Origin of the sequence: Anaerosporobacter faecicola (genome assembly GCF_012070565.1) — a bacterium.
GTDB classification, from domain to species: domain Bacteria; phylum Bacillota; class Clostridia; order Lachnospirales; family Lachnospiraceae; genus Anaerosporobacter; species Anaerosporobacter faecicola.
This window is the reverse complement of record NZ_JAAQRO010000024.1, coordinates 50695-73130: the sequence shown is the minus strand read 5'-3', so window position 1 is coordinate 73130 and position 22436 is coordinate 50695. Positions and strand designations below refer to the sequence as shown.

The window sequence follows — 22436 nt, the reverse complement described above, 5'->3', positions numbered from 1 at the left end:
GAATCTGTATGAAGAAGAGATGGATTGCATTATATGTGGAGAATAATGTGGGTGTATTAGCAAAGATTGCTGGGTTATTCTCTGGAAAAGGGTATAACATGGAAAGTCTTACGGTTGGAACAACAGAAGACCCTACAGTATCGAGAATAACCATTGGAGCAAATTGCAACGATGAAGTATTTGAACAGATTAAGAAACAGTTGAATCGTATGGTGGATATTATCAAAGTAATTGACCTAACGGATATTCCGATGGTGAAGAAAGAATTGCTTTACATCAAAGTAAAAGAGTGCAATAAAGCAGTAAGAAGTGAAATCTTGCAGATTGCCAGTGTGTTTGAGGCAAAAATTGTGGATTATAATACCCATGGTTTAATTATTGAATCTCTGAATACAGAGGAGAAGAACAATGATATCGTGGAATTGATGAAGAAATTCCCCAAAGTCCAAGTTGTAAGGGGTGGTAATGTAGCAATTGAAACGCTATAATAAAGGTAGTTGCTCATTAAACGATGTCTGGCATTACATAAGGGAAGTTAATGGTTGCGCAAATTAACGAAAGAAAGTTTTGTGGAAGGCGTTTGACGATCGAATCAATTGAAATTGGGTAGGAAAGGACAGGAACATGATAACGTGTAATAGGAAACAAGTCACGAAAACAATTGTAACTCTTTCGCTTATCTTTATTGTATATCTCGTTTTAGGTATGACATTGCCTTTTGTACAACAGAAGGAAGTAAGTGAATCAGCAAAGGAAGAGTTGAATGTTGATCGTTTTTATGGTGATGGGGTATCTGTGGATCGTGCGTCTATTATTGAAGACAGCAAGGAAGCATTGGATATACGTTTGTGGATGTTGAATGAAGCAAAAGATAAAATTATCTTGTCGTCCTTCTCCTTTAAAACAGATCGAAGTTGCCAAGAGATTTTTGCTACGGTGTATGCAGCAGCAAAACGTGGCGTGGAAGTGCAGATCATTGCAGATGGCTTATCTGCAGGAAGAGATATGAAGAAAGATCCGATGTATTATGCATTGGCAAAACTTCCGAATGTAACGATCAAATACTACAATAATTTTGATCCGCTTCGTCCTTGGACTTTTAATGGAAGACTGCATGACAAGTACGTGATCGTTGATGATCGTATGTTGTTACTTGGAGGAAGAAATACTTCAAACTATTTTCTTGGGACTTACAATACCAATGTATTGAGTTATGACCGTGATGTGTTTGTGTATAATACAGCAGCGGGAACAGAGAAATCAGGAGAAAGCGTGATTCATGAAGTGGAAGCGTATTTCACTACATTGTGGAATGCTAAGGAGAGTGAAGTTGTATTCAACAAGATTCCATGGACCAAGAAAGGAAAAGTAAACGATGCGGTCAAGATGTATGAAACGGTCTACGATACCTTATTGTCAGAGAGAGAAGCATTAATGACAGGAGATGTGGACTTTATTGGAAAAACGGTAGAGACCAATAAAATCACTTTGATTACCAATCCAATTCATATTATGTCAAAGGAACCGTATATCTGGTACCAGATCAATGAACTGATGCAGAAAGCGGAAAATCGGATTTGGATCCAATCTCCTTATGTGGTTATGAATAAAGCGATGGAGAACGATCTAGCCAAACTAAAAGAAAAACGAATGGAATATGAGATATTATTAAATGCAGTTGAAGTTGGAGATAATTATGTGGCTTCTTCTGATTATCTGTTTAATAAACAGGATGTCCTGAATACTGGTGCAACGATTTATGAGTTTGCAGGAGAACATTCTATGCATGACAAATCTGTATTGATCGACGATGATCTTTCCATTATCGGTTCTTATAATTTTGATATGAGAAGTGTCTATCTGGATACGGAAACCATGCTAGTGATTCATGGGAAAGAATTTAATGCACAATTAGAAAAGGTAATGAGAGACATGAAAGAGCAGTCCTATGAATTGGACAGTGATGGGAATTATGTAGCTGGGCAGGATGTTACTCTTCCAGAGATACCATGGTGGAAGAAGATTGCTTTTCGTGTGACAAGTGTTGTTTTTCAGATTATACGATACTTATTCTAGTCAAAGAACGATGCATATGTACCCGTGAAGTACGGATTGTGTATATAACAAGAGGTAAGGTTTAGAATTAAACATTAGGGAACCATATGCAAGTGGAAAAGAGATTTGTGTATGGTTCCTTTCTTTTGATTATAAATTAGAGAGGAGAGGGTTTTAATTAAATATTATCAGTAACAATTTATTACATATTTATTTAAATTTTAAAATGCTATACTTGGGATTAGTTCACAAATACCAAATACAGTGATAAAATGTAAATAGAGAAATAGTGAGGGGAACGAAAAGAGGGGGGTGACGTCACTGGATTCAGAATATATTAAAGTTTCAGCAATTTATAAAAAGTTGAAGGAAGCAGAGAATTCGCATAGAGTAATATATATATCAGGCGCTGTTGGATTTGGAAAAACTGCGGCAGTAGGTTACTACCTCCGAAAAAAAACGTATCTGCTGTTAAGTGGAAGTTCTGGATCTTTATCTGAAATGCCAGATATGAAAGAGATTGCACAAAAAACGATCGTGATTGATGATATCTCATGGATAACAGATCCGTATTCAAAGGAATACATAAGGAATATAATCCGTAAGAGTAGGAAGCAGATCATTCTTATAGGAAGAAGTAAGGTTCCTTCCTGGCTACAAGTTACGTCAGTAGAGAACCATTTTTTACTAGCAGATGAGAGAGATTTAGCTTTTACCAATACAGAGATGAAAACCTTTCTAGAGAGTAGAGGCATTGAGTTACCACAGGAGCAGACTAAACAAATTATGGAAGACGTTTTAGGACATCCACTCAGTATGATCTTTGTAGCCAGTCATTTGGCAGGAGGAGAACTTTATAACCAAGTAATTCTCGAGGCAACTAGATTGGATCTATTTCATTATTATGATATTGCATTCTACGATAAGTGGGACGAGGAGATGCGTCAAGTATTACTAGCACTATGCCAGTACGAGACTTTTACAGTGGAGATGGCTGAGACAATTACAGGAAATAATCGTATTCCCTTGCTTTTTGAGAAGGCAATGGAAGTAGGAACTTTTTTAACAAAGTTAGATGAGAAGAATTACATGTATAGAAAACCACTCCGGTTATACTTAAAATGGAAACAGAACATGGTATATTCGGAAAAAGAAAAAAAAGAGAATTATGAGCGAGCAGCGTTATATTATCAATTACATAATCATATTGAAGATGCACTGTACTGTTATAAACAAGTTGGAGCAGAGGATAAGATTTCATCTTTGCTGATTCAAAATGCAATGAAACATCCTGGAACAGCACATTTTTTTGAAACGAGGGAGTATTATCTATCATTACCTAAAGAGACGGTAATGAAATCACCTATATTAATAAGTGGTTTGTGTATGCTATATTCACTAACATTACAAAAGGATAAATCAGAAGAATGGTTTGAAATCTTAGAAGACTATGAAAAAAACGCAGAAAAGGGAAGTACAAAACAAAAAGAGGCAAAAGTTCAAATAGCCTATCTAAACATTGCATTGCCACATCGGGGAATTCATGGTATGGTTAAGATCCTTATGAATGCAGCAGTTATGATGAAAAACAAAGGTGTCAGACTGCCTGAATTCTCAGTAACAAGCAATATGCCTTCCATTATGAATGGTGGATTGGATTTTTGTGAGTGGAGCAAAAGTGATAAAGAATTAGCGATTCTGTTGAAGTACCCAATTGAATTGGTCCTTGGAGAATATGGTGTGGGGCTTGTGAATATTAGTTTGGCGGAGAGTGGATTTGAAAAAGGAACAATGCCAAGTTACGAAATCATGACAAGGCTGAACACGGGCTATATGATGTCCGATACTAGCGGAAAGATAGAGATGTGTTTTGCAGCGCTGGGGTTGATGATTCAAGAACATCTAGCAAATGGACAACTTTCTATTGGAGAGAATCTACTACAGTCTTTTATGGAAAAAGTCAAGATTGAGAAAGCAGAACAGTTACTTCCTAATATTGCTACCTTTCATATGTGGTTGGAATTGATGAAAGGAAATACACAAGAAGCAAAAGTATGGATTAATACTGCACCAGATGAGAAAATTGCATTTTGCATCTTAGACCGATACCATTATATTAATAAAGTGCGAGCACTGATCTCCTTGGGGAGAAAAGAGGAAGCATTAAGTCTTATTGAGCGGCTAGATGTTTACTTTACACAGTACGAAAGACATTATTACTGGATGGAAAATCAGGTCTTAAAAGCAATTATTTTGTATCGTATGGGAGAACAGAGTTGGTTGGATACATTTATGGGTGCACTTATGAAAGCCCAACGATATCATTTTATAAAGGTGATTGTCAAAGAGGGAGCTGCAGTAAAACCGTTACTTGATAAAGTAACAGATCCTGCAATAAAAAAGGATTATTTGAAGCGTTTGAAAAATGAAGTAAGCCAAATGGCCGTATGGTACCCTGACTATCTGAAAGAGGAATCCATGTTAAAGGAACCACTTACAGAAACAGAAAAGAGAATCTTAAAATTGCTATGCAGCGGAGCCAGTACAGAAGAGATTTGTAATATATGTGTATGTACGACTAGTACAATCAAATTCCATAACCGCAATATTTATCGCAAACTAGGGGTAAAAAATCGAGCAGATGCTGAACGCGAGGCGGTGAAATTAGGACTAAATCTGTAAGGGAATAATAAAATAACGTACTTAAGGAAAGGGACTATCAATATGAATTGGAAACCAGAAGTTATAGTGAAAAAGACGAACAATGGATACCAGCTTCAAATAGATGATGATAAAACTGTGGTAAAAAAAGAGGATACCTATATTGTAAGATCAATTGAAAAAGGTATCACAGATGATAAGTGGCTGACTGCAATTGTAATGAAAACAGAGCAGATAGAAGAGGTATTTGCAAGGTTTCGCCTGGCACAATTTGTATTAGATTATGGTGAATATATATTAAATGACGTTGGGCATATGATCATTGAACCATAGTTTGATCTTGTATAAACCATGAAAGGAGTTATTTACATAGGAAAATATCCATCACCTTATAGCAACTGGAGCAGCGTGAAAACGAAAGTGATTAGGAAATAGAATAGTGGTGAAATAAAGGTTTGAAAGAAAACTCTTCTTCTGTGCTGGCATGGAAGAGGAGTTTTTTTGGGTAGGCGGTTTTATTTCGTTAATTTATGACAAAAGGAAGGAATAAGATGAGAAGATAGTCTATCCCAATCTTATTCAAATTGTGATAAGATAGAATATAGGGTTCCTACTGTTAATATTAGTTTATGATGAAAAGAAAGAATGTAAAGTACGAGGAGGATAAAATATGGCTGGTAGCAAATGTATTATTCGTAGAATGGAAGAAAAAGACTGGGAACGGGTAAGTGAAATCTATACCCAAGGATTAGAAACAAATATATCTACATTTCAAACAGAATGTCCGAACTATGAAGAATGGGACCAAAATCATTTAAAAGATTGTCGATTAGTAGCGGTTATGGATGATCTGGTTGTTGGTTTTGTTGTTCTTGCAGCTACATCAAAAAGAGAGGTATACAAAGGCGTTGTTGAGGTTAGTTTATATGTGGACAGTTCTTATAAGAATTGTAAGATTGGAACAACCTTATTGAAGACTTTAATTGTTGACTCAGAGAAAAAGGGCTACTGGTCGTTATATTCTTCAATTATTGCGGAAAATGTTGCAAGCATACGTGTACATGAACGTTGTGGATTCCGTCAAGTTGGTTATCGAGAGAAGATTGCCAGAGACCGTTTTGGAAGATGGCACAACACTGTAATAATGGAGAAAAGAAGCAATTATATGTAAAGTGTATGTGGATTGATTTCACAAACTGCAATAAAATATACTGCAAGGAGGGTGGTTATGAAAGAAAAACATACATTGCTGTACTACATTAAGAGATACAAAAGGCGCTATATAATGGGCGCCATTGTATTACTTGTGGTAGATATCTTAAATTTATATATTCCACAATTCACAGGGGAGATTACCGATGGCTTGCAGAGTCATTCAATGGGAATGGAAGGAGTAATGCAAGGAATCGGTAAGATTCTACTGGTAGGAGCGCTCTTGGCAATAGGACGATTTTTATGGCGTTTTTTTATATTTGGTTCTGCAAGAAGAATTGAATGTGAGATAAGAAATGATCTATTTGCGCACTTAGAAACATTATCCATGCGCTATTTTAATGAGAACAAGACAGGTGAGTTGATGTCGTATTTTACCAATGATCTGAATGCAGTACGTATGTCTATTGGTCCGGCGGTAATTACAACATTTGATGCGACGATTTTAACCATTCTTGTTCTTGGCAAGATGATCACCCACGTTAATCTAAAACTTACATTAATGGCGATTGTACCCTTATTCTTTATTGCTGGGGGTGGAATCTGGTATGGAAAACAGGCGGAAAAGCGCTTCCGTGAAAAGCAGCAGGCATTTTCTGATTTGACCGATCAAGTGCAGGAAAGTATCTCAGGTGTTCGTGTGATTAAAGCATTTATACAGGAAAGAAAAGAAATGCGTGCATTTGCCAAGGCAAATAAGAATAACAAAGATAAGAATATGCGCGTTGTGAAATTACAAGCAACAGTCATGCCGCTTCTTGATGTGGTTATTGGTTTTAGCAGCCTTATTACATTATTTTATGGTGGCTATCTGACCATGATTGGTGAGATTTCATTAGGAAGATTTATTGCTTTTAACCAATATATTAATATGTTGGTGTGGCCGATGATTGCAGTGGGTGACAGTATCACCTTTTTCTCACAGGGAAGGGCATCCTATAAACGGATACGTAAAGTTTTTCTTGAAAAGGCAGAAATTATTGATGAATCAGAAGAAGGACAATTGGGAAAGAGTTTGGCAGATCAACTTAAAATAAGTGAGATAGACGCGGACAATACAATGCAGGCTAGTGCTTTACACGGGCAGATAACATTTAACCACTTGTCTTTTTCCTACCATAACCAGAATCGAAATGCCATTGAGGATCTATCTCTCACCATTGAGAAAGGAAGCACATTGGCCATTCTAGGTCGAACGGGAAGCGGTAAGACAACATTGGCCAATCTACTACTTCGCATGTATGATGCAGAACAGGGTATGATTCAGATTGATGGAATAGATATACGTAAGATTCCGTTAGATAAGTTACGGAAAAGTATTGCGTATGTACCACAGGATAATTTTTTATTCTCTGATACTTTGGGCAATAATATTGCCTTTGGTAGTGAATCAAAAGACAAAGAGAAGATGGAAGAGGCAGCAAAAGAAGCTTGTATTCACGACAATATTATGGATTTTCCTTTTCAATACGGAACCATTGTTGGAGAAAGAGGCGTAACCTTATCTGGTGGACAGAAGCAGAGAAGCTCCATAGCCAGAGCATTAATGAAAGAAGCACCAATACTGATCTTAGATGATTCATTATCTGCGGTAGACACCGACACGGAGGAACAGATCCTGTCAAATCTGAAAAAACACCAGAAGGATAAAACGATTATTATCATAGCACATAGAATCTCTACCATACAGAATGCAGATCGAATCTTAGTTTTGGAAGAGGGTAAAAAAGCAGAGTATGGAACGCATGAGACATTGATGAACGAGAATGGAATCTATGCAAACCTATATCATAAACAACAATTAGAGAAACAATTAGTCGCACAACAGTAGGAGGTGAGAAGGTGAAACAAGTAATTGAAGAAGATATGGAGAAGAGCATGAAAGGAAATGTTCTTGGAAGATTACTTCGCTATGCCAAACCGTATTGGCGTTCTATTATGGTGGTATTCCTTCTCGTGCTCGCAATAACTGGTTTCGAGTTGCTGCGCCCTGTATTGGTGGGTGATGCCATTGACACGTATATTGATGGATATGACCGCCCCTATATCCAAGTGGAGAAGATGCAGAAAGGGGCAGTTTCGTATGGAGAAATCTATCTTAGCCGAAAATTCTCAAAACAAGAGATGGAAACGGGAAATAGAACGTATTACCAATTATATCTCTATAAAGACCAGTATTATATGTTTGAAAATGTTACGAAAACAATCCAGAAGGAGCTATCCAATAATCCAGAACAACTAAATAAAACAGCTACGTTAGGGGATGGAGAACTAACCATTACCATAGATGGAACAGACTATGCAGGAAAACTTCTTCATAAGCAGCAGTTGAAAGAGTTGCGAAGACAAGATTTTGCAGGAATTAAGAGGATTGCAATTCTCTACCTTGTAATCTTACTAGCAAGTTTTGGTTGTAATTTTGCTCAAACATGGTTGCTACAGTTAACAGGTCAAAACATTATCTACAATATTCGACAGGAAGTTTTTGAACACATTCATAAATTATCCTTACATTTTTTTGATGTTACACCAGTGGGACGGATTGTAACAAGAGCCACCAATGATGTGGAAGCTTTGAACGAGATGTATACCAACATTTTAGTCAAACTGTTTAAGAACTTGGTAAAGATCATCGGGCTAGCAGCTGTTATGCTAAGTATTAATATCCGAATGTCTCTATATGCATTTATCCTGCTTCCGTTTATCGTATTCCTCACTTTCTTATTCAAGAAGATATCAAGAGCGACATACCGAATTGCTAGGACAAAATTGACTGCCATTAATACCTACCTGTCAGAGCATATATCAGGAATGAAATTAATTCAGATTTTTGCTAGAGAACAAGAAAAATACAAGGAATTTGAAGGGAAGAGTAGAGATCTATATAAGGCAAATTACCGTGAAATGATGGTATTTGCAATCTTCCGTCCGGCAATCTATCTATTGTCCGTGTTTGCCCTAGTTATTATAATATGGGCAGGAGGGCGGTCGTATTTCCGTGGATTGATCTCAATCGGTACGTTATATATCTTTATCCAGTATATTGGGTCCTTCTTTGAACCGATTCAAGAAATTGCAGAACAGTTCAGTACCTTACAGTCGGCAATGGCTTCTGCAGAAAAGATCTTTACCATACTAGATGAAGAAATTACTGTGAAGAATACAAGCAATCCAGTTACTTTACCAGCCGTTCATGGACGGATTGAGTTCAAGCATGTGTGGTTTGCCTATATTGAGGAAGACTGGATTTTAAAAGATGTTAGCTTCGTAATTGAACCAGGTGAGAAGGTTGCTTTTGTTGGTGCAACGGGAGCAGGAAAATCCTCCATATTAAATTTGATTGGACGATATTATGACATTCAAAAGGGTGAAATCCTTATGGATGGCGTAAATATTAAAGAAATTGACCTTGATGTGCTACGTGGTGCAATTGGCCAGGTACAACAAGACGTATTCTTATTTACTGGAGATATTAAAAGCAATATTCGCCTTCGAAGTGAAGAAATCTCTGAAACAAAAGTGGAAGAAGCTGCCCGCTATGTGAATGCCGATGCATTTATTCAGAAGTTAGAGAATGGATACGATGAACCTGTTACGGAAAGAGGAGCAACGTTATCCGCTGGACAGCGACAATTGTTATCTTTCGCTAGAACGTTAGCATTTGATCCGAAGATTCTTGTTATGGATGAGGCAACGGCAAATATTGATACGGAGACGGAACAGTTAATCCAGGAAGCCTTAGAAAAATTAATGAGCGACCGAACCACCATAATGGTAGCCCACCGCCTGTCAACTATACAACATGCCGATCAGATCATGGTAATGCATAAAGGTAGAATTCGAGAAAGAGGAACCCACCAGGAATTGCTAAATCAAGATGGAATCTATAAGAAGCTGTATGAGTTGCAGTTGCAATAAATGAGAAACAGCCTTACAAAAAGCACCACTCAAATGGTGGAGTTAAAGACAGTTGGTTTGACGGCGCTTAGAAGGTGTTATTGTTATTATCAAAAATAAAATCACAAATCAGAAATTGGAGAAAAAAGAATGTACTCACTTTTACTTGCAATAATCTATATAGCTTTTATCAGCCTTGGACTTCCCGATTCGCTTCTTGGATCGGGATGGCCTGCTATACATAATGACTTAAATGTTCCTATATCATTTATGGGTATTCTTTCTATGGTCATATCAGGAGGAACGATTGTATCAAGTCTTCTGTCAGATAAGTTGACAAGAAAGCTCGGCACTCGTATTGTAACGGTAATCAGTGTATTCCTTACGGCAATTGCTTTATTTGGTTTTTCCTTTTCAAACCAATTCTTTATGCTCCTTATATTCGCAATTCCTTGTGGTCTTGGTGCTGGGGCAATTGATGCGGCTCTGAATAATTATGTTGCTCTTCACTACACTTCAAAACATATGAGTTGGCTGCATTGTTTTTGGGGTGTTGGAGCGATTGTCAGTCCATTTGTTATGAGTTATGCGTTGACAAATTCCACTTGGAACAATGGATACCGCATTGTTGCTTTTATTCAAATTTGTATTGGTCTTCTTCTCCTTGCTACGCTCCCGGTCTGGAATGCCAATGGAAAAAATGTTGAAGACAATGCAAAAAGTATCGGGTTAATCCATGCACTGAAAATCAAGGGAGTTCCTTACCTTTTGATTGGCTTTTTCGCATATTGCGCTGCGGAAGCAACTGCAATGTATTGGGCGAGTACCTATCTGGTTGAAGTTAAAGGAATAACTACAGATCGAGCGGCCAGATTTGCTTCCCTGTTTTATATAGGAATAACCGTTGGTAGATTCTTAAGTGGTTTTATTATGAATAAGCTGGGCGATAGAAAGATGATTCTTCTTGGTACTTGTATTTTATCCTGTGGGATTTTTTCCTTGCTCATTCCTACGGCAAGTCCAAGTGTCTCACTTGCAGGATTTATTGTTATTGGATTTGGTTGCGCGCCAATCTATCCCTGCATTATTCATTCCACACCGAATAATTTCGGCGCAGAGAATTCCGGAGCGATTATCGGGATTCAGATGGCAAGCGCCTATGTCGGTTCGACATTTATACCACCGTTGTTTGGACTTCTGGGTAATGTAAGCAGCTTCGCAATACTTCCGATCTATCTCTTTATTTTTATTATTATAATGATAAGTATGACAGAGATGACATTTAGAATCACAACAAAATGATAGGAACCCTCTTTACTGGACAAACCAGTAAAGAGGGTTTTTTTATATCTTATCCTAATGACGCAAACTTCGTACAGGAAAATATTATATCTAGAGTAGATGTGAAACCAGTAAGATTGTGGACATATTGTTTGAAGTATACTAGTAAACTATAGTAAGACGTTCATACAGTTGCTCATCAAACGATGTCCTGTATTACATGAGATTAGCTAGTGTTTGTGCAAATTAATGAAAGTAAGTTTTACTAAGGTTTTTCGATACCCGAACCTTTGTAGGGGATATAAATATTAATTATATAAAATATTGTGTTTACTTATATTGCATTATTCAACAAAAAATGATACAATCTAAAACTGTCAAAAACTAATTCCAAAATATATTTTTTTTTGGAATGTATCATTAGTGCTATTTATATAAATTATTAGCAATAATAATATAGTGTCTATAATAACTATAAATGCATGTTCTTTGTATCAATTCTAGTTCTGATAGTTGTCATGGTCATTCTTATCCAAAATTAAAAAAGAAAAATGAAAATTAAAAAGTAAAAATTATCTGCTCATTCTGTACATGTCGGGGACAGTGCTAATTAACGTGAATTTAACAACAGTTTTACGTGGACAGAATAGGGAGCAGTTATGATAGATTAAGCACAAAGTAGGACTTAAGAAACATATTTTTAAGGAGGATACGAAATGTTAAGACAAGCAGCAAAGAAACCATTGGCACTGCTATTGGCTTTTGTGATGGTAGTGAGTACAGTCTTTACTGTCGCACCAGCTACCGTCAGTTCTGCAGAGGAAGTTTCGAGAACGAATATTACGTCGTTAAACTTCGCCTCCACAGCAGATGTTACGACCAATACCATTGCATTCCCTGCATCCCTTCCATATAAGGATGGGGCAAGTGGAGTGACCATTGATAGCAGTTCACCAGATAAGTATGGGGTCAATTCGGCATCAGCCAATACCTTAAAGGCAACAGGCTGGGGAGAAGGAGATTACTGGAGTTTTCTCTTCCATCCAGTTGGTTATGAGAATTATACCATTTCCTTTTATCCAAGATCATCGAATACGGGTGTTCGAGATTTTAAGGTACAATACAGTTTAGATGGTGATACATGGACAGATATTGATGGTGCTACATATCAAGTCACCAATAGTTATACAACCCAACAAAGTTTTGCATTACCTTCCGATTTGGGTAATGTAAGTGATTTATACATAAGAATGATTGTAACATCTGGTATATGCGCAGCTGCAGGTACAGGTTCCAATGCGGTGGATAAACCTGCAGCAAGTAGTGGTGTAACCAACATCGGTTCTATCACACTTTCTGGTACGATGGTGGAAGGCTATGTGCCAATGGTGGTACAACCAGTAACCGCTAGCATTCCAAGTGAATCCGTAGTGGATCCTGACACAGAAATTAGCTTATATTCCGAATCTGTAACAGCATCTGGTGCTGCAATCATGATGAATGTAAATGGAGCAGAGTATGATACGATGTATACAGGTCCATTTACTTTAGCAAGTTTGGGAGCAGATGAGGAACATACCGAATTCACCATTGCAACATATGCACAGGTGGATGAAACGAAGAGTACATACAGCACGTATACCTACTATACACAAGCGATGGAAACCATTGCAATATCTGAGGCTCGTGAAAAGGAAGATGGAACCAATCGTATTCAGGTAGAGGGTATTGTTAATTTTGTCGATGGTAAGAACATCTATATTGAAGATAGTACGGCGGGGATCGATCTGTATTTTAATACCGCTCCAAGTGATCTTGCCGTTGGAGATAAAGTCGTTGCTAGTGGAACGAAGGCAACAAGTAAAGGGCTAGAAGAGTTAACCGATGTTAATTATACGGTTGAGTCTCATGAAAATGCATTATATTCTACCAATGTTACAATCGCAGAATTGCTTGCAAACCCTAATACTTACGAATGTCGTCGGGTACATATTGAAGATGCCATACTAGGTGCAATCAATACAACCGGCAATACAACATTAACACAGGATGCGAATACAACGAATATCTATCGTATTCCTGCATTAACAGGAATTGAAGCCAATGCAACAGTAAAATTAGATGCAGTTGTAGGTTTCTATAATACATTGCAACTTCGTGTGGTACAGGCTAGTGATGTTATCAAGACAGCAGATGCACCAGTGGTACCAGATGGAGGAGATGATAAAACAGATGATCTTACTGGTGTTGTGGATCCAGTAACCGATGAGATGTTGACAGAAACCTCTGCAAAGAGCTTGAAAGACGTCTACAGCGCGACTAAAGGAGAAACAATTACGGTTCTCGGACAAGTAGCATATCAGTATGGCAATGTTTATAGTAATGCAAACAGTATCAATACCATTGTTCTTCAAGATGTCATTGATAACCAGATTCAAGGTTTAGCAATCTATGATTATACGAATACATACAAAACAGGAGATGTCATTAAAGTAACAGGTACCGTTTCTGAAAATGGAGGAGTACGTCAAATCTCCAATGTAACGGCAGTGGAAACCATTGGGACAATGACATTATTCAAACCACAGGAACGTACCATTCAACAACTATTAGAAGGTGGCGATCAATATCTATCAGAATATGTATTGATCAAGAATGTTACGTTAGGTGCTTATAATAGTTCTGGAGCAACAACCATAACGGATGCAACAGGAACAACGACACTATACAAAGGTGCACTTTTACCAGATGGCGTAGCAGAAGGCAGCGTTGTCAATCTGTATTGTGCATGGTCAAAGTATAATACCAGTTATCAAGTTCGTAATGGTGCAACAACCGATTATGTATCCATGAATGCGGATGGCTCAACAGTCGATACTTCTATCGTATTGCCAATTGCGAATTGGGCAGGAACAAGTAATATCGTAGGAGCAACCACGGTATTATATGGTGATAAATATACAGCAAACGATCAATTAGATTTGGATTCTTCCCTTACGGTATCAACGGGAGTAGCACCAATAATTACGACCACAGGTGGAACTGGTACGAACTATTATCTAGGTTCCAAAGGACTTACTGAAGGAAATTATTATGAATTACAATGTGACAGTGAATTATTAGGAAATGTCAAGTTAAGCTATACAATGAAAGGAACGAAAACGAGTGCGAAGAACTTTAAGATCCTATATAGTGTTGATGGAGAAACCTTTACTAATGTAGGAACGAAATCCATATCCGCTGCAAGTACCGCTGAAAAATTCGAAGTAACATTACCGAATGAAGCAAACAATGCGACAAAACTGTGGGTTCGTATTCAAGTTGCAGATAATGTATCCATTGGAAATGAGACAATCGGATCTGGAAACAATTATCTAAGTGAAGTGGCTCTTACAGGTAGCCCATTGGTTGCTGATACAATCACAGGATATCCAGTGATCACACCAGAATCCGGGGAAGTACAATTTGGTCAGGAGATTAGCATCTCTACTGCAACAGAAGGCGCAACCATCTATTATTCCTTTGATGGTGTTAATTATGTAGAATACAATGATGCAAGTAAACCAGTTATTACAGAACTTCCTGGGGTAATAACTGCTTATGCAAAAAAAGCAGGATTAACGGATAGTTTAGTAATCAAGAACGAATATACACAAGTACAAGTAGCACCAGTTAAAGCAAATCCAAATGGTGGTGCAAGAACAATTGGAACGAAAGTTAAGTTAACAACAGCAACAGAAGGTGCAACCATTCGTTATTCTTTGGATAACGGTACAACCTGGTTAAACTATAATCCAGAGGCACAGATTAGTCTGGATGTGTTACCAATGACAATTGTAACAAAAGCAGTACTAGACGGTTGCAAAGATAGTGAAACAACAACTTGTAGTTATACGTTACGTGAAAATGAAAATTACAATATTTATTTTGGACAGATTCACTCCCATACCGATTATTCGGATGGGGCAGGAACATGTGATCAAGCATTTAATTATGCAAAAAATACAGCAGAACAGATTGATTTCCTTGCTGTTACAGACCACTCGAACTCTTTCGATAATGAAAAGACAGCTAGTTTAGCAGATGGTTCTGTAAGTGAAGAATGGAAGGAAGGACATCAGTTAGCAGATGATTATACGGATGCTTCTTTCGTTGGAATCTACGGATATGAGATGACTTGGTCCAATGGACTTGGACATATGAATACCTTTAATACCAACGGTTTCCAAAGTCGTACACAAGCAGATTATTCACAATATTCAACGGCATTAAAAAATTACTATACAACCTTGAAAACAGATACAAGTTCAATCAGCCAGTTCAACCATCCAGGTACGACATTTGGTGATTTCAGCGATTTTGCGCATTATGATGAAGAGATTGATAGTTTAATTACTTTACTCGAAGTTGGTAATGGTGAAGGAGCAATTGGTAGTGATGGTTACTTCCCTTCTTATGAATACTATACTCGTGCACTTGATAAGGGATGGCATGTAGCACCAACAAACAACCAGGATAACCACAAAGGATATTGGGGAGATGCCAATACGGGAAGAACCGTAATCCTTGCAGATAGTTTAACAAGAGATAATATCTACGATGCACTTCGTAACATGAGAACCTATGCAACAGAAGATAATGACCTTGAAGTACAATACACCCTGAATGGGGAAGTAATGGGAACTGTTTTAGAAGATACCCCTGCAGAAGCAGATATTAAGGTACAACTGAAAGATCCAACCGATTCTTCCATTGGTAAAGTAGAAGTAATCGTGAATGGTGGATTAAGTGTTGCTTCAGAGAATGTAACAAGTAATACAGCAAATCTGGAATTCAATCTTCCTGCAGATTATTCGTATTACTACATTCGAATTACACAACCAGATAAGGATACAGCAGTAACTGCTCCTGTTTGGGTTGGTAAAGTAGAAGCGGTTGGTATCTCGAGTATTTCAACAACGGCTGCATTAACAGTCAAAGGGGAAGCACTGGATGTTAACTTAGAATTATTCAATAATGAACCAGATGAATTACAGATTGATTCTATTACGTATAGTATAGAGGATGAAATCATTCATACAGTGGACCTTGCAAAAGCTGGATTAACTAGTCTTGCTTCTTGTACAACAGGAACATATTCCTTTGATTACACATACAACGGAACAGGCGGAGTTAATCTCTATGTTACTGTTAATGCAACATTACGTGGTGTTAGCAAAGTTTATAAGAGTGTATTACAGTTAACCTATGTAGCACCAAGTATGGTAACCAATGTCGTGATTGACGGTACCCATGATAACGATTATGTAATGGGATATTACGGTGCAAACATGTCAAACTTTACGAAGATTGCAGCAGATGAGAATGTCAAAGTGACCATCGTGAAAGATACCATGACAAAAGAAATTCTAGATACCTGTGACCTGTTAATCATCTCTGCACCAGCCAAGAAGAATGGTTCAGCAAATGCAGGTGCATTTACAATCAGCCATTTTGAAGATTCTTTCCTTGATTTAGTAAAAGAGTATACAGACCGTGGAGGCGAATTAATCGTCTGCGGAATTGCGGATTACCAAGATACAGCGGACTGTCAAACTTCAACAGAGCAGAACAAATTACTTTCCTATATTGGCGCCACTACTCGTATGAACAGTGATGAAGCATATGATGAAGTCAACAATGGTGGGCAAGCTTACCGTCTGTATCCAACAAACTATAATACAGAGTCCGCTTATACGCAGGGAGTTGTAGATGGACAAAAATACAGTGCATACAGTGGCTGTACCGTATTACTTGATAATGCAGCAGTGGAAGCAGGAAAAGCAGAATATCTGATAAAAGGCTTCGATACAACATACTCAATTGATAGTAAGAAGTTAGACAGCAATTACAAGGATATTGAAAAAGGAAATGCAATCTTATTAGCAAGAGAAGAGCTTGCTGGTGGTGGTAATGTATTCGTATCAAGTACGGTATTCATGTCTGATTTTGAAGTAAAAGCAGAACAAGATAATATATGGGATTTACCATATATCAATAAAACCATTATTGTAAATATTATTGATCATGTAAAGAAACAAATGGATTTAAGCAACATTGCAGATGTAAGAAATGGAACAATGGGTGATATCTATTGTGTAGAAGGAACAGTTACCGCTGGTACAGTATCAGGAAATGCATTCTTTGATACCATTTACATTCAGGACGCAACCGGCGGAATCAATATCTTCCCAATTAATGAAGGATTAATCGAAGTTGGACAGAAGGTAAAAGTAGTTGGTTCTTTGGATGAATATCTAGGCGATATGGAACTTCGTGTAATTACAGCAGAAGTGATTGATACGGAGAAGAACCCAATTGCACCTACGAAGATGACAACGAAAGACGCAATGGATTATCAAATGAATGGTGGTAAACTTGTTAAAGTAGAAGGTGTTATCACCAAGGTAATCTTAAAGAATGATATTGTGGAAACAATCATGGTTAAGGATTCCTCTGGTGTTGAGGCAAGAGTATTTATTGATGGATATGTATTGAATTCAGATGCCACAGGTCCTGCATTAGAGAGTTTTGTAAAAGCAGGTAATAAAGTATCTGCAGTTGGATTGGTTTCATACGATCCAGATGGAGAACGACTTCGTGTACGTGACCGTTCCGAGATTGTACTTGTATCACAACAAACAAGTGATAGCAGTGCATCAGGAAGTGAAGCGAACGATACAGATAAGGGCGTAACGACCGTAACAGAGGACAAAGAGAAGAATACGCAAACCACAACCAATGTAGTAACAGAAACGAATGCAAATAATACGACGATCGTTACAACGACAGAAGTTGTAATTGATAAAGAATCGGGTGCACAGATTTCTAATACAGTGAAAATCGAAGCAACTACACAAAGTCAAACACAAGATGCACAGGCAATCATCACAAGAGATGAAAAGAATGTTGTACAGAAGATTGATGCTGTTGTAGCTCCAAAAGAATTAAACAGTAAAGAAACAGAAAAAACAGCAATTCTTTCTACTACAATCGCAGAAGACATCCTTCTTGCAGCACAAGAATATGCAAGTGAAGAAGTACCAGTAGAAGTTACGATTGAATTACCATCTACTGATATTCATAAGCAGATTGATAAGAAAGATATCAATAAAGTACAGATTGTTGTTACCATTCCAGCTAGTATTCAAGAGCAAGAAAAAATCATCATTAATGAAATGAATATTACAAAACCAGTGATCAGTAATGCTAAAACAAGTAAAAAAGATATTGAAGTTATGATCACAGATGAAAAAGGAACGGAACAATACTCATGGTTGTTTAGTGGAGAAAACCTAAAGAAATCCAACAAAAAAGTTACGGATGTGAATACGGCAATCAACATTACAACTGTTGACCAGGTAGAAAAAATCGATGATCTTCTAGCAGAAAGTATGACAAAAGAAGAAAGAGAGACAGGTCTTGTACTTGATTTCCAACATAGCGGAATATTACCAACACAGGCATCTGTACGTATCTATGTTGGCGATACAATGAAACCTGGTGAAAAAGTTTACTTATACTATTATAATGAAAAAGCAACTACAGGAACAAAACGTAAGAATCAAGCAAGATTAGAAGCAACGAGCAAAGTGGCATACAAAGTAGACAAAGATGGATACACCACGGTAACGATTAAACATTGCTCTAGTTACGTATTGCTTCCAGCGAAGGCAAATACAAAAGTAGTTGCAACGTTATTCGAACAGATCAAGGCAGTGTCCAAGAAGACTATCAAAGTTAAGAAAACAGCAGACTTGGCACTAACGCTCCCAGTTGATGCGGAAGATGCAAAAGTTGTATATGTAAGCTCCAATAAGTCAGTTGCAACCGTTAATAAAGCTGGTAAAGTTACGGCAAAGAAAGCGGGAAAGACAACAATTACAGCGAAAGTAACGATTAATGGAGTAACAAAGAGTTATAAGACAACAGTAACTGTTAAATAACTTATCTGGGTGTCAAAAGCCTCTTTTGCCCCGCTGAAGTTTGTAGTGGTACATAAGGCTCTAAACTACAGAGCCAAAGTACCAACGACTTCATACAGTTGCTCATCAAACGATGTTCTACATTACATGAGAGAAGTTAATGCTTGTGTAAATTGACAAAAGAAAGTTTTACGAAGTGCTTTTAACACTTGAAATATAGCGCAAACTTCGCACCTGCAGTTTTTAAAGTGCGAAGCTTGCGTTTAATAAAAGTTGAAATTATGTGATGTAAGGAAGTTTCATGAAATTGAAGGAATATGAGAAGTTGTGAAGGAGAATAGCAGGTTATGGCGAAAGCAAATAATACAGATCTTCCCAAGAAAAGGATATCATTTTCGAAAGTTAGTTTGACAAAAATCATAACATTTCTTATTGCCTGTTTGGTAATTGGAGCTGTTGTTTTACATATAGATGATAGTAAGATTCAAAGCGAAGAAAAGAATATGCATTATTATAAAGGGGTCGTTCAGAAGGTTGTCGTTGATAATACCCAAGAAGACCCTGCTACAGAGGGAGTTCGAAGAGGTTCCCAAACGATTCAAGTCAAATTAACCAATGGCCCTTACAAAGGGAAAGTTGTTTCCATGGAAAATTATCTAAGTGCCCAATTCAATGTATACGCCAAAAAGGGAACAAAGATTATGGTTCGTGCCATCTTATATGAAGATGGTCCGAATTTCTCTGTCTATAATTATGATCGTTCCTTATTAATCTATGGATTTATCGGGTTGTTTATGGTCTTGCTTTGTGTCATTGGTGGAAGGAAAGGATTTTTTGCTTTACTAAGTCTTGTGCTAACCTTGTTAGCCGTGGTCAAGATTCTTCTTCCACTTCTATTACTGGGATACCCTACCTTACCTACAACCATTGGAATTATTGCATTTACAACAATCATCAGTTTCATCTTAATCGATGGAATCAACAAGAAAACATCATCTGCCATGATTGGTACGATAGCAGGAGTTGTGTTGGCAGGATTTTTAGCATATCTGGTAGGGAAAATTGGACATATCAGTGGGTATCAGATGCAGGAGGCGGAGTCTCTATACCTGATTGCGGGAGGAGACAGTGGAATACAGATAACCAATTTGTTAACAGCTGGAATTCTCATTGCTTCCCTAGGAGCAGTAATGGATGTTGCCATGAGTATTGCGTCTGCCATTCATGAATTGAAGGAAGTAAATGAAGAGTTAACGACCAGCCAATTGTTCCGCTCGGGTATGAACATCGGAAAAGATGCGATGGGGACAATGGCGAATACGTTAATCCTTGCATTTACTGGCTCCTCATTGAATCTGTTACTGATGATTTATTCTTATGGTATTCCCTATGAGCAACTGCTGAATACCGATAGTATTGCCATTGAGATTATACGCGGAATCGCAGGAAGTATCGGAATTGTGTTGACCGTTCCAATTGTTGCATTGATTAGTGCCAATATTGAGAAGAATAAAAAGCATAGATATACGAAGTAGAGTTTTCGATATGCGAAGTTTGCGTTAGTAATTTATCGATATAATAATTTGTGCATGTATTTGCACCTCCAAGTGACTTGTTAGAGAGACTGGCACTTGGAGGTCTTTTTTATGGTAGAGGAAATTGCAAACTGTACAAGAAGAAAACAATGGGATAAAATAGAAACAGATGATGGAATGCAGAGCAAAATAAACCGAGAGCGGAGAAGTAAAAGAAAATAGTAAAAGAAAACAGTAAAATAAAGGAACGCATTGATATAAATAGAAAAGCGAGGGGGCGGCAAGTGTATGTATAAGATTGTTATAGTTGAGGATGATGAGAATATACGAGAAGAGTTGCAGCAACTATTGGTGAATGCACTGTATGAAGTGAGTTGGATTGAGGAATTTCAAAGAGTTGCAAAACAGATTCTTAATCTGAATCCAGATCTCGTATTATTGGATATGAATCTACCGAATCAAGATGGGCTTGGAATCTGTGGCGAATTGAGAAAAACCTCCCAAGTCCCTATTATATTTGTCACAAGTAATGTTACATCGATGGATGAACTAAACTGTATAACCCGTGGTGGCGATGATTATATAACAAAACCATATCAGCCACCAATCTTACTAGCAAGAATTGCAGCGGTACTAAAGCGTTCTGCTCCCAAGAAGGAGGAGCAGGAAGTGCAGCTTACCTATCGTGAAGTTACATTGGAACTGTCTACGGGTAAGCTCAAGAGAGAGAATGTGAGTATCGACTTAACAAAAAATGAGATCAAAATTGTATATTATCTCTTCCGGAAAGCAGGATGCATCATTGCCAGAGAGGAATTGATGGATTATCTGTGGGACAACCAGATCTTCATTGACGATAATACGTTAAGTGTGAATATAACAAGAATACGTGCAAAATTAAAGGAACTAGGGGCAGGCGAATATATTACGACAAAACGTGGGCTTGGTTATCTGTTGGAGTAATACGTATCTTGCGGTGAATGCTTAAGGAAAAGCAAAATTCTTGTTGGCATTAATTGAAAGGAATGACGTAAACGATGAGTTTAGAATATGAAGAAGAGTTTGTAGAAAAGTTCTTAACAAAGAACAAAAGAGAGCGACTGTTATTTGAATTATCAAGTACTAAAAAGAGAGAACATGCAATTGGCCATTTTTGTCATAATACACTTGATTATATTGATGAAAACAAAATCGTTTATATGGGAAATACATTAAGTAATAGTGAACTAATCAAGAAACTTAGAAGTTACTCAATGAAATCATTGGTTTATATTATATCCTGGAATGAGAATCTTGATGGTAGTTTGATGGAAGTAGATAAAGCAATTAATGAAATTGAAGAAGAAGGAATGGCTTCAATTATTATGTTGGGTAATGCAATTTTAATTAAAACTGAGCAGGAACAAGGAGCGGCAGTTAACTATATCTTATACTCAAAGAATTAAGAAGACAGTTTTTGTATTTTCTAGATAAGCATAAAGGAAGGAGGTATATATGTTTAAGAAAATCAATGTAATTAAAAAGTACTTGGAGAAGGATTACAGCCATATATGTTAATTAATGACTCAAATTATTCCACTTATTTGTAATTCCAGTTGCTTCAAATCATCCTTTATAAATCAGCACTACTCTAATGAGTAGTGCTGATTTATTGTACAATTACTTATGTTTTAATAGTTTGTAGATACTTAATACAATATAAATAAAAAATAAAGTTAAAAATCCTGCTAATATAATATTAGTAATAGTAAGTTGTTTTGCAATATCAGCATTTTGCTCAGCTAAATATTCAATTGTTTTTCTTAATGCAGTATCATTAAACATGTCAATA

At 37.2% G+C, this 22436-nt stretch carries 13 protein-coding genes; 12 read left to right on the top strand and 1 reads right to left on the bottom strand.

Features of this window, described 5'->3' with window-relative positions:
* Nucleotides 1-8: 8 nt before the first annotated feature.
* The 12 genes from ilvN to HBB17_RS10990 all read left to right on the top strand — a co-directional run bounded on the left by ilvN (nucleotide 9) and on the right by HBB17_RS10990 (nucleotide 22050).
* Nucleotides 9-488, top strand: a complete 480-nt coding sequence (ilvN, locus tag HBB17_RS11045) for an acetolactate synthase small subunit (protein WP_167957554.1) — start codon at nucleotides 9-11, stop codon at nucleotides 486-488.
* Between the two features lie 136 nt (nucleotides 489-624).
* Nucleotides 625-2076, top strand: a complete 1452-nt coding sequence (locus tag HBB17_RS11040) for a phospholipase D-like domain-containing protein (protein WP_167957553.1) — start codon at nucleotides 625-627, stop codon at nucleotides 2074-2076.
* 291 nt (nucleotides 2077-2367) lie between these two features.
* Nucleotides 2368-4737: a LuxR C-terminal-related transcriptional regulator gene (locus tag HBB17_RS11035; RefSeq protein ID WP_167957552.1), complete on the top strand. Its 2370-nt coding sequence runs from the start codon at nucleotides 2368-2370 to the stop codon at nucleotides 4735-4737.
* A 42-nt stretch (nucleotides 4738-4779) separates the two neighbouring features.
* Nucleotides 4780-5049 (top strand): hypothetical protein, encoded by a 270-nt coding sequence (locus HBB17_RS11030; RefSeq protein WP_167957551.1) that lies wholly within the window; start codon nucleotides 4780-4782, stop codon nucleotides 5047-5049.
* A 337-nt stretch (nucleotides 5050-5386) separates the two neighbouring features.
* Complete coding sequence (locus HBB17_RS11025; protein WP_238483734.1) at nucleotides 5387-5887, top strand: GNAT family N-acetyltransferase; 501 nt, start codon at nucleotides 5387-5389, stop codon at nucleotides 5885-5887.
* 57 nt (nucleotides 5888-5944) lie between these two features.
* Entirely contained in the window at nucleotides 5945-7759 is a 1815-nt protein-coding gene (locus tag HBB17_RS11020; protein ID WP_167957550.1) for an ABC transporter ATP-binding protein, read from the top strand.
* 11 nt (nucleotides 7760-7770) lie between these two features.
* Nucleotides 7771-9846 (top strand): ABC transporter ATP-binding protein, encoded by a 2076-nt coding sequence (locus HBB17_RS11015; protein WP_238483733.1) that lies wholly within the window; start codon nucleotides 7771-7773, stop codon nucleotides 9844-9846.
* 129 nt (nucleotides 9847-9975) lie between these two features.
* Nucleotides 9976-11127, top strand: a complete 1152-nt coding sequence (locus tag HBB17_RS11010) for an MFS transporter (RefSeq protein ID WP_167957549.1) — start codon at nucleotides 9976-9978, stop codon at nucleotides 11125-11127.
* 695 nt (nucleotides 11128-11822) lie between these two features.
* Nucleotides 11823-19091 carry a CehA/McbA family metallohydrolase gene (locus tag HBB17_RS20690; RefSeq protein ID WP_167957548.1) on the top strand — a complete coding sequence of 2423 codons (7269 nt, stop codon included), beginning with the start codon at nucleotides 11823-11825 and terminating at the stop codon, nucleotides 19089-19091.
* 326 nt (nucleotides 19092-19417) lie between these two features.
* Complete coding sequence (locus HBB17_RS11000; RefSeq protein WP_167957547.1) at nucleotides 19418-20605, top strand: YibE/F family protein; 1188 nt, start codon at nucleotides 19418-19420, stop codon at nucleotides 20603-20605.
* A gap of 288 nt (nucleotides 20606-20893) precedes the next feature.
* Nucleotides 20894-21568, top strand: a complete 675-nt coding sequence (locus tag HBB17_RS10995; RefSeq protein WP_167957546.1) for a response regulator transcription factor — start codon at nucleotides 20894-20896, stop codon at nucleotides 21566-21568.
* Between the two features lie 74 nt (nucleotides 21569-21642).
* Nucleotides 21643-22050 carry a hypothetical protein gene (locus HBB17_RS10990; RefSeq protein ID WP_167957545.1) on the top strand — a complete coding sequence of 136 codons (408 nt, stop codon included), beginning with the start codon at nucleotides 21643-21645 and terminating at the stop codon, nucleotides 22048-22050.
* A gap of 214 nt (nucleotides 22051-22264) precedes the next feature.
* Here the strand turns inward: HBB17_RS10990 and HBB17_RS10985 are convergent, their stop codons facing one another.
* Nucleotides 22265-22429, bottom strand: coding sequence for a hypothetical protein (locus HBB17_RS10985; RefSeq protein WP_167957544.1), 165 nt, complete (start codon nucleotides 22427-22429; stop codon nucleotides 22265-22267).
* Between the last annotated feature and the right edge of the window lie 7 nt (nucleotides 22430-22436).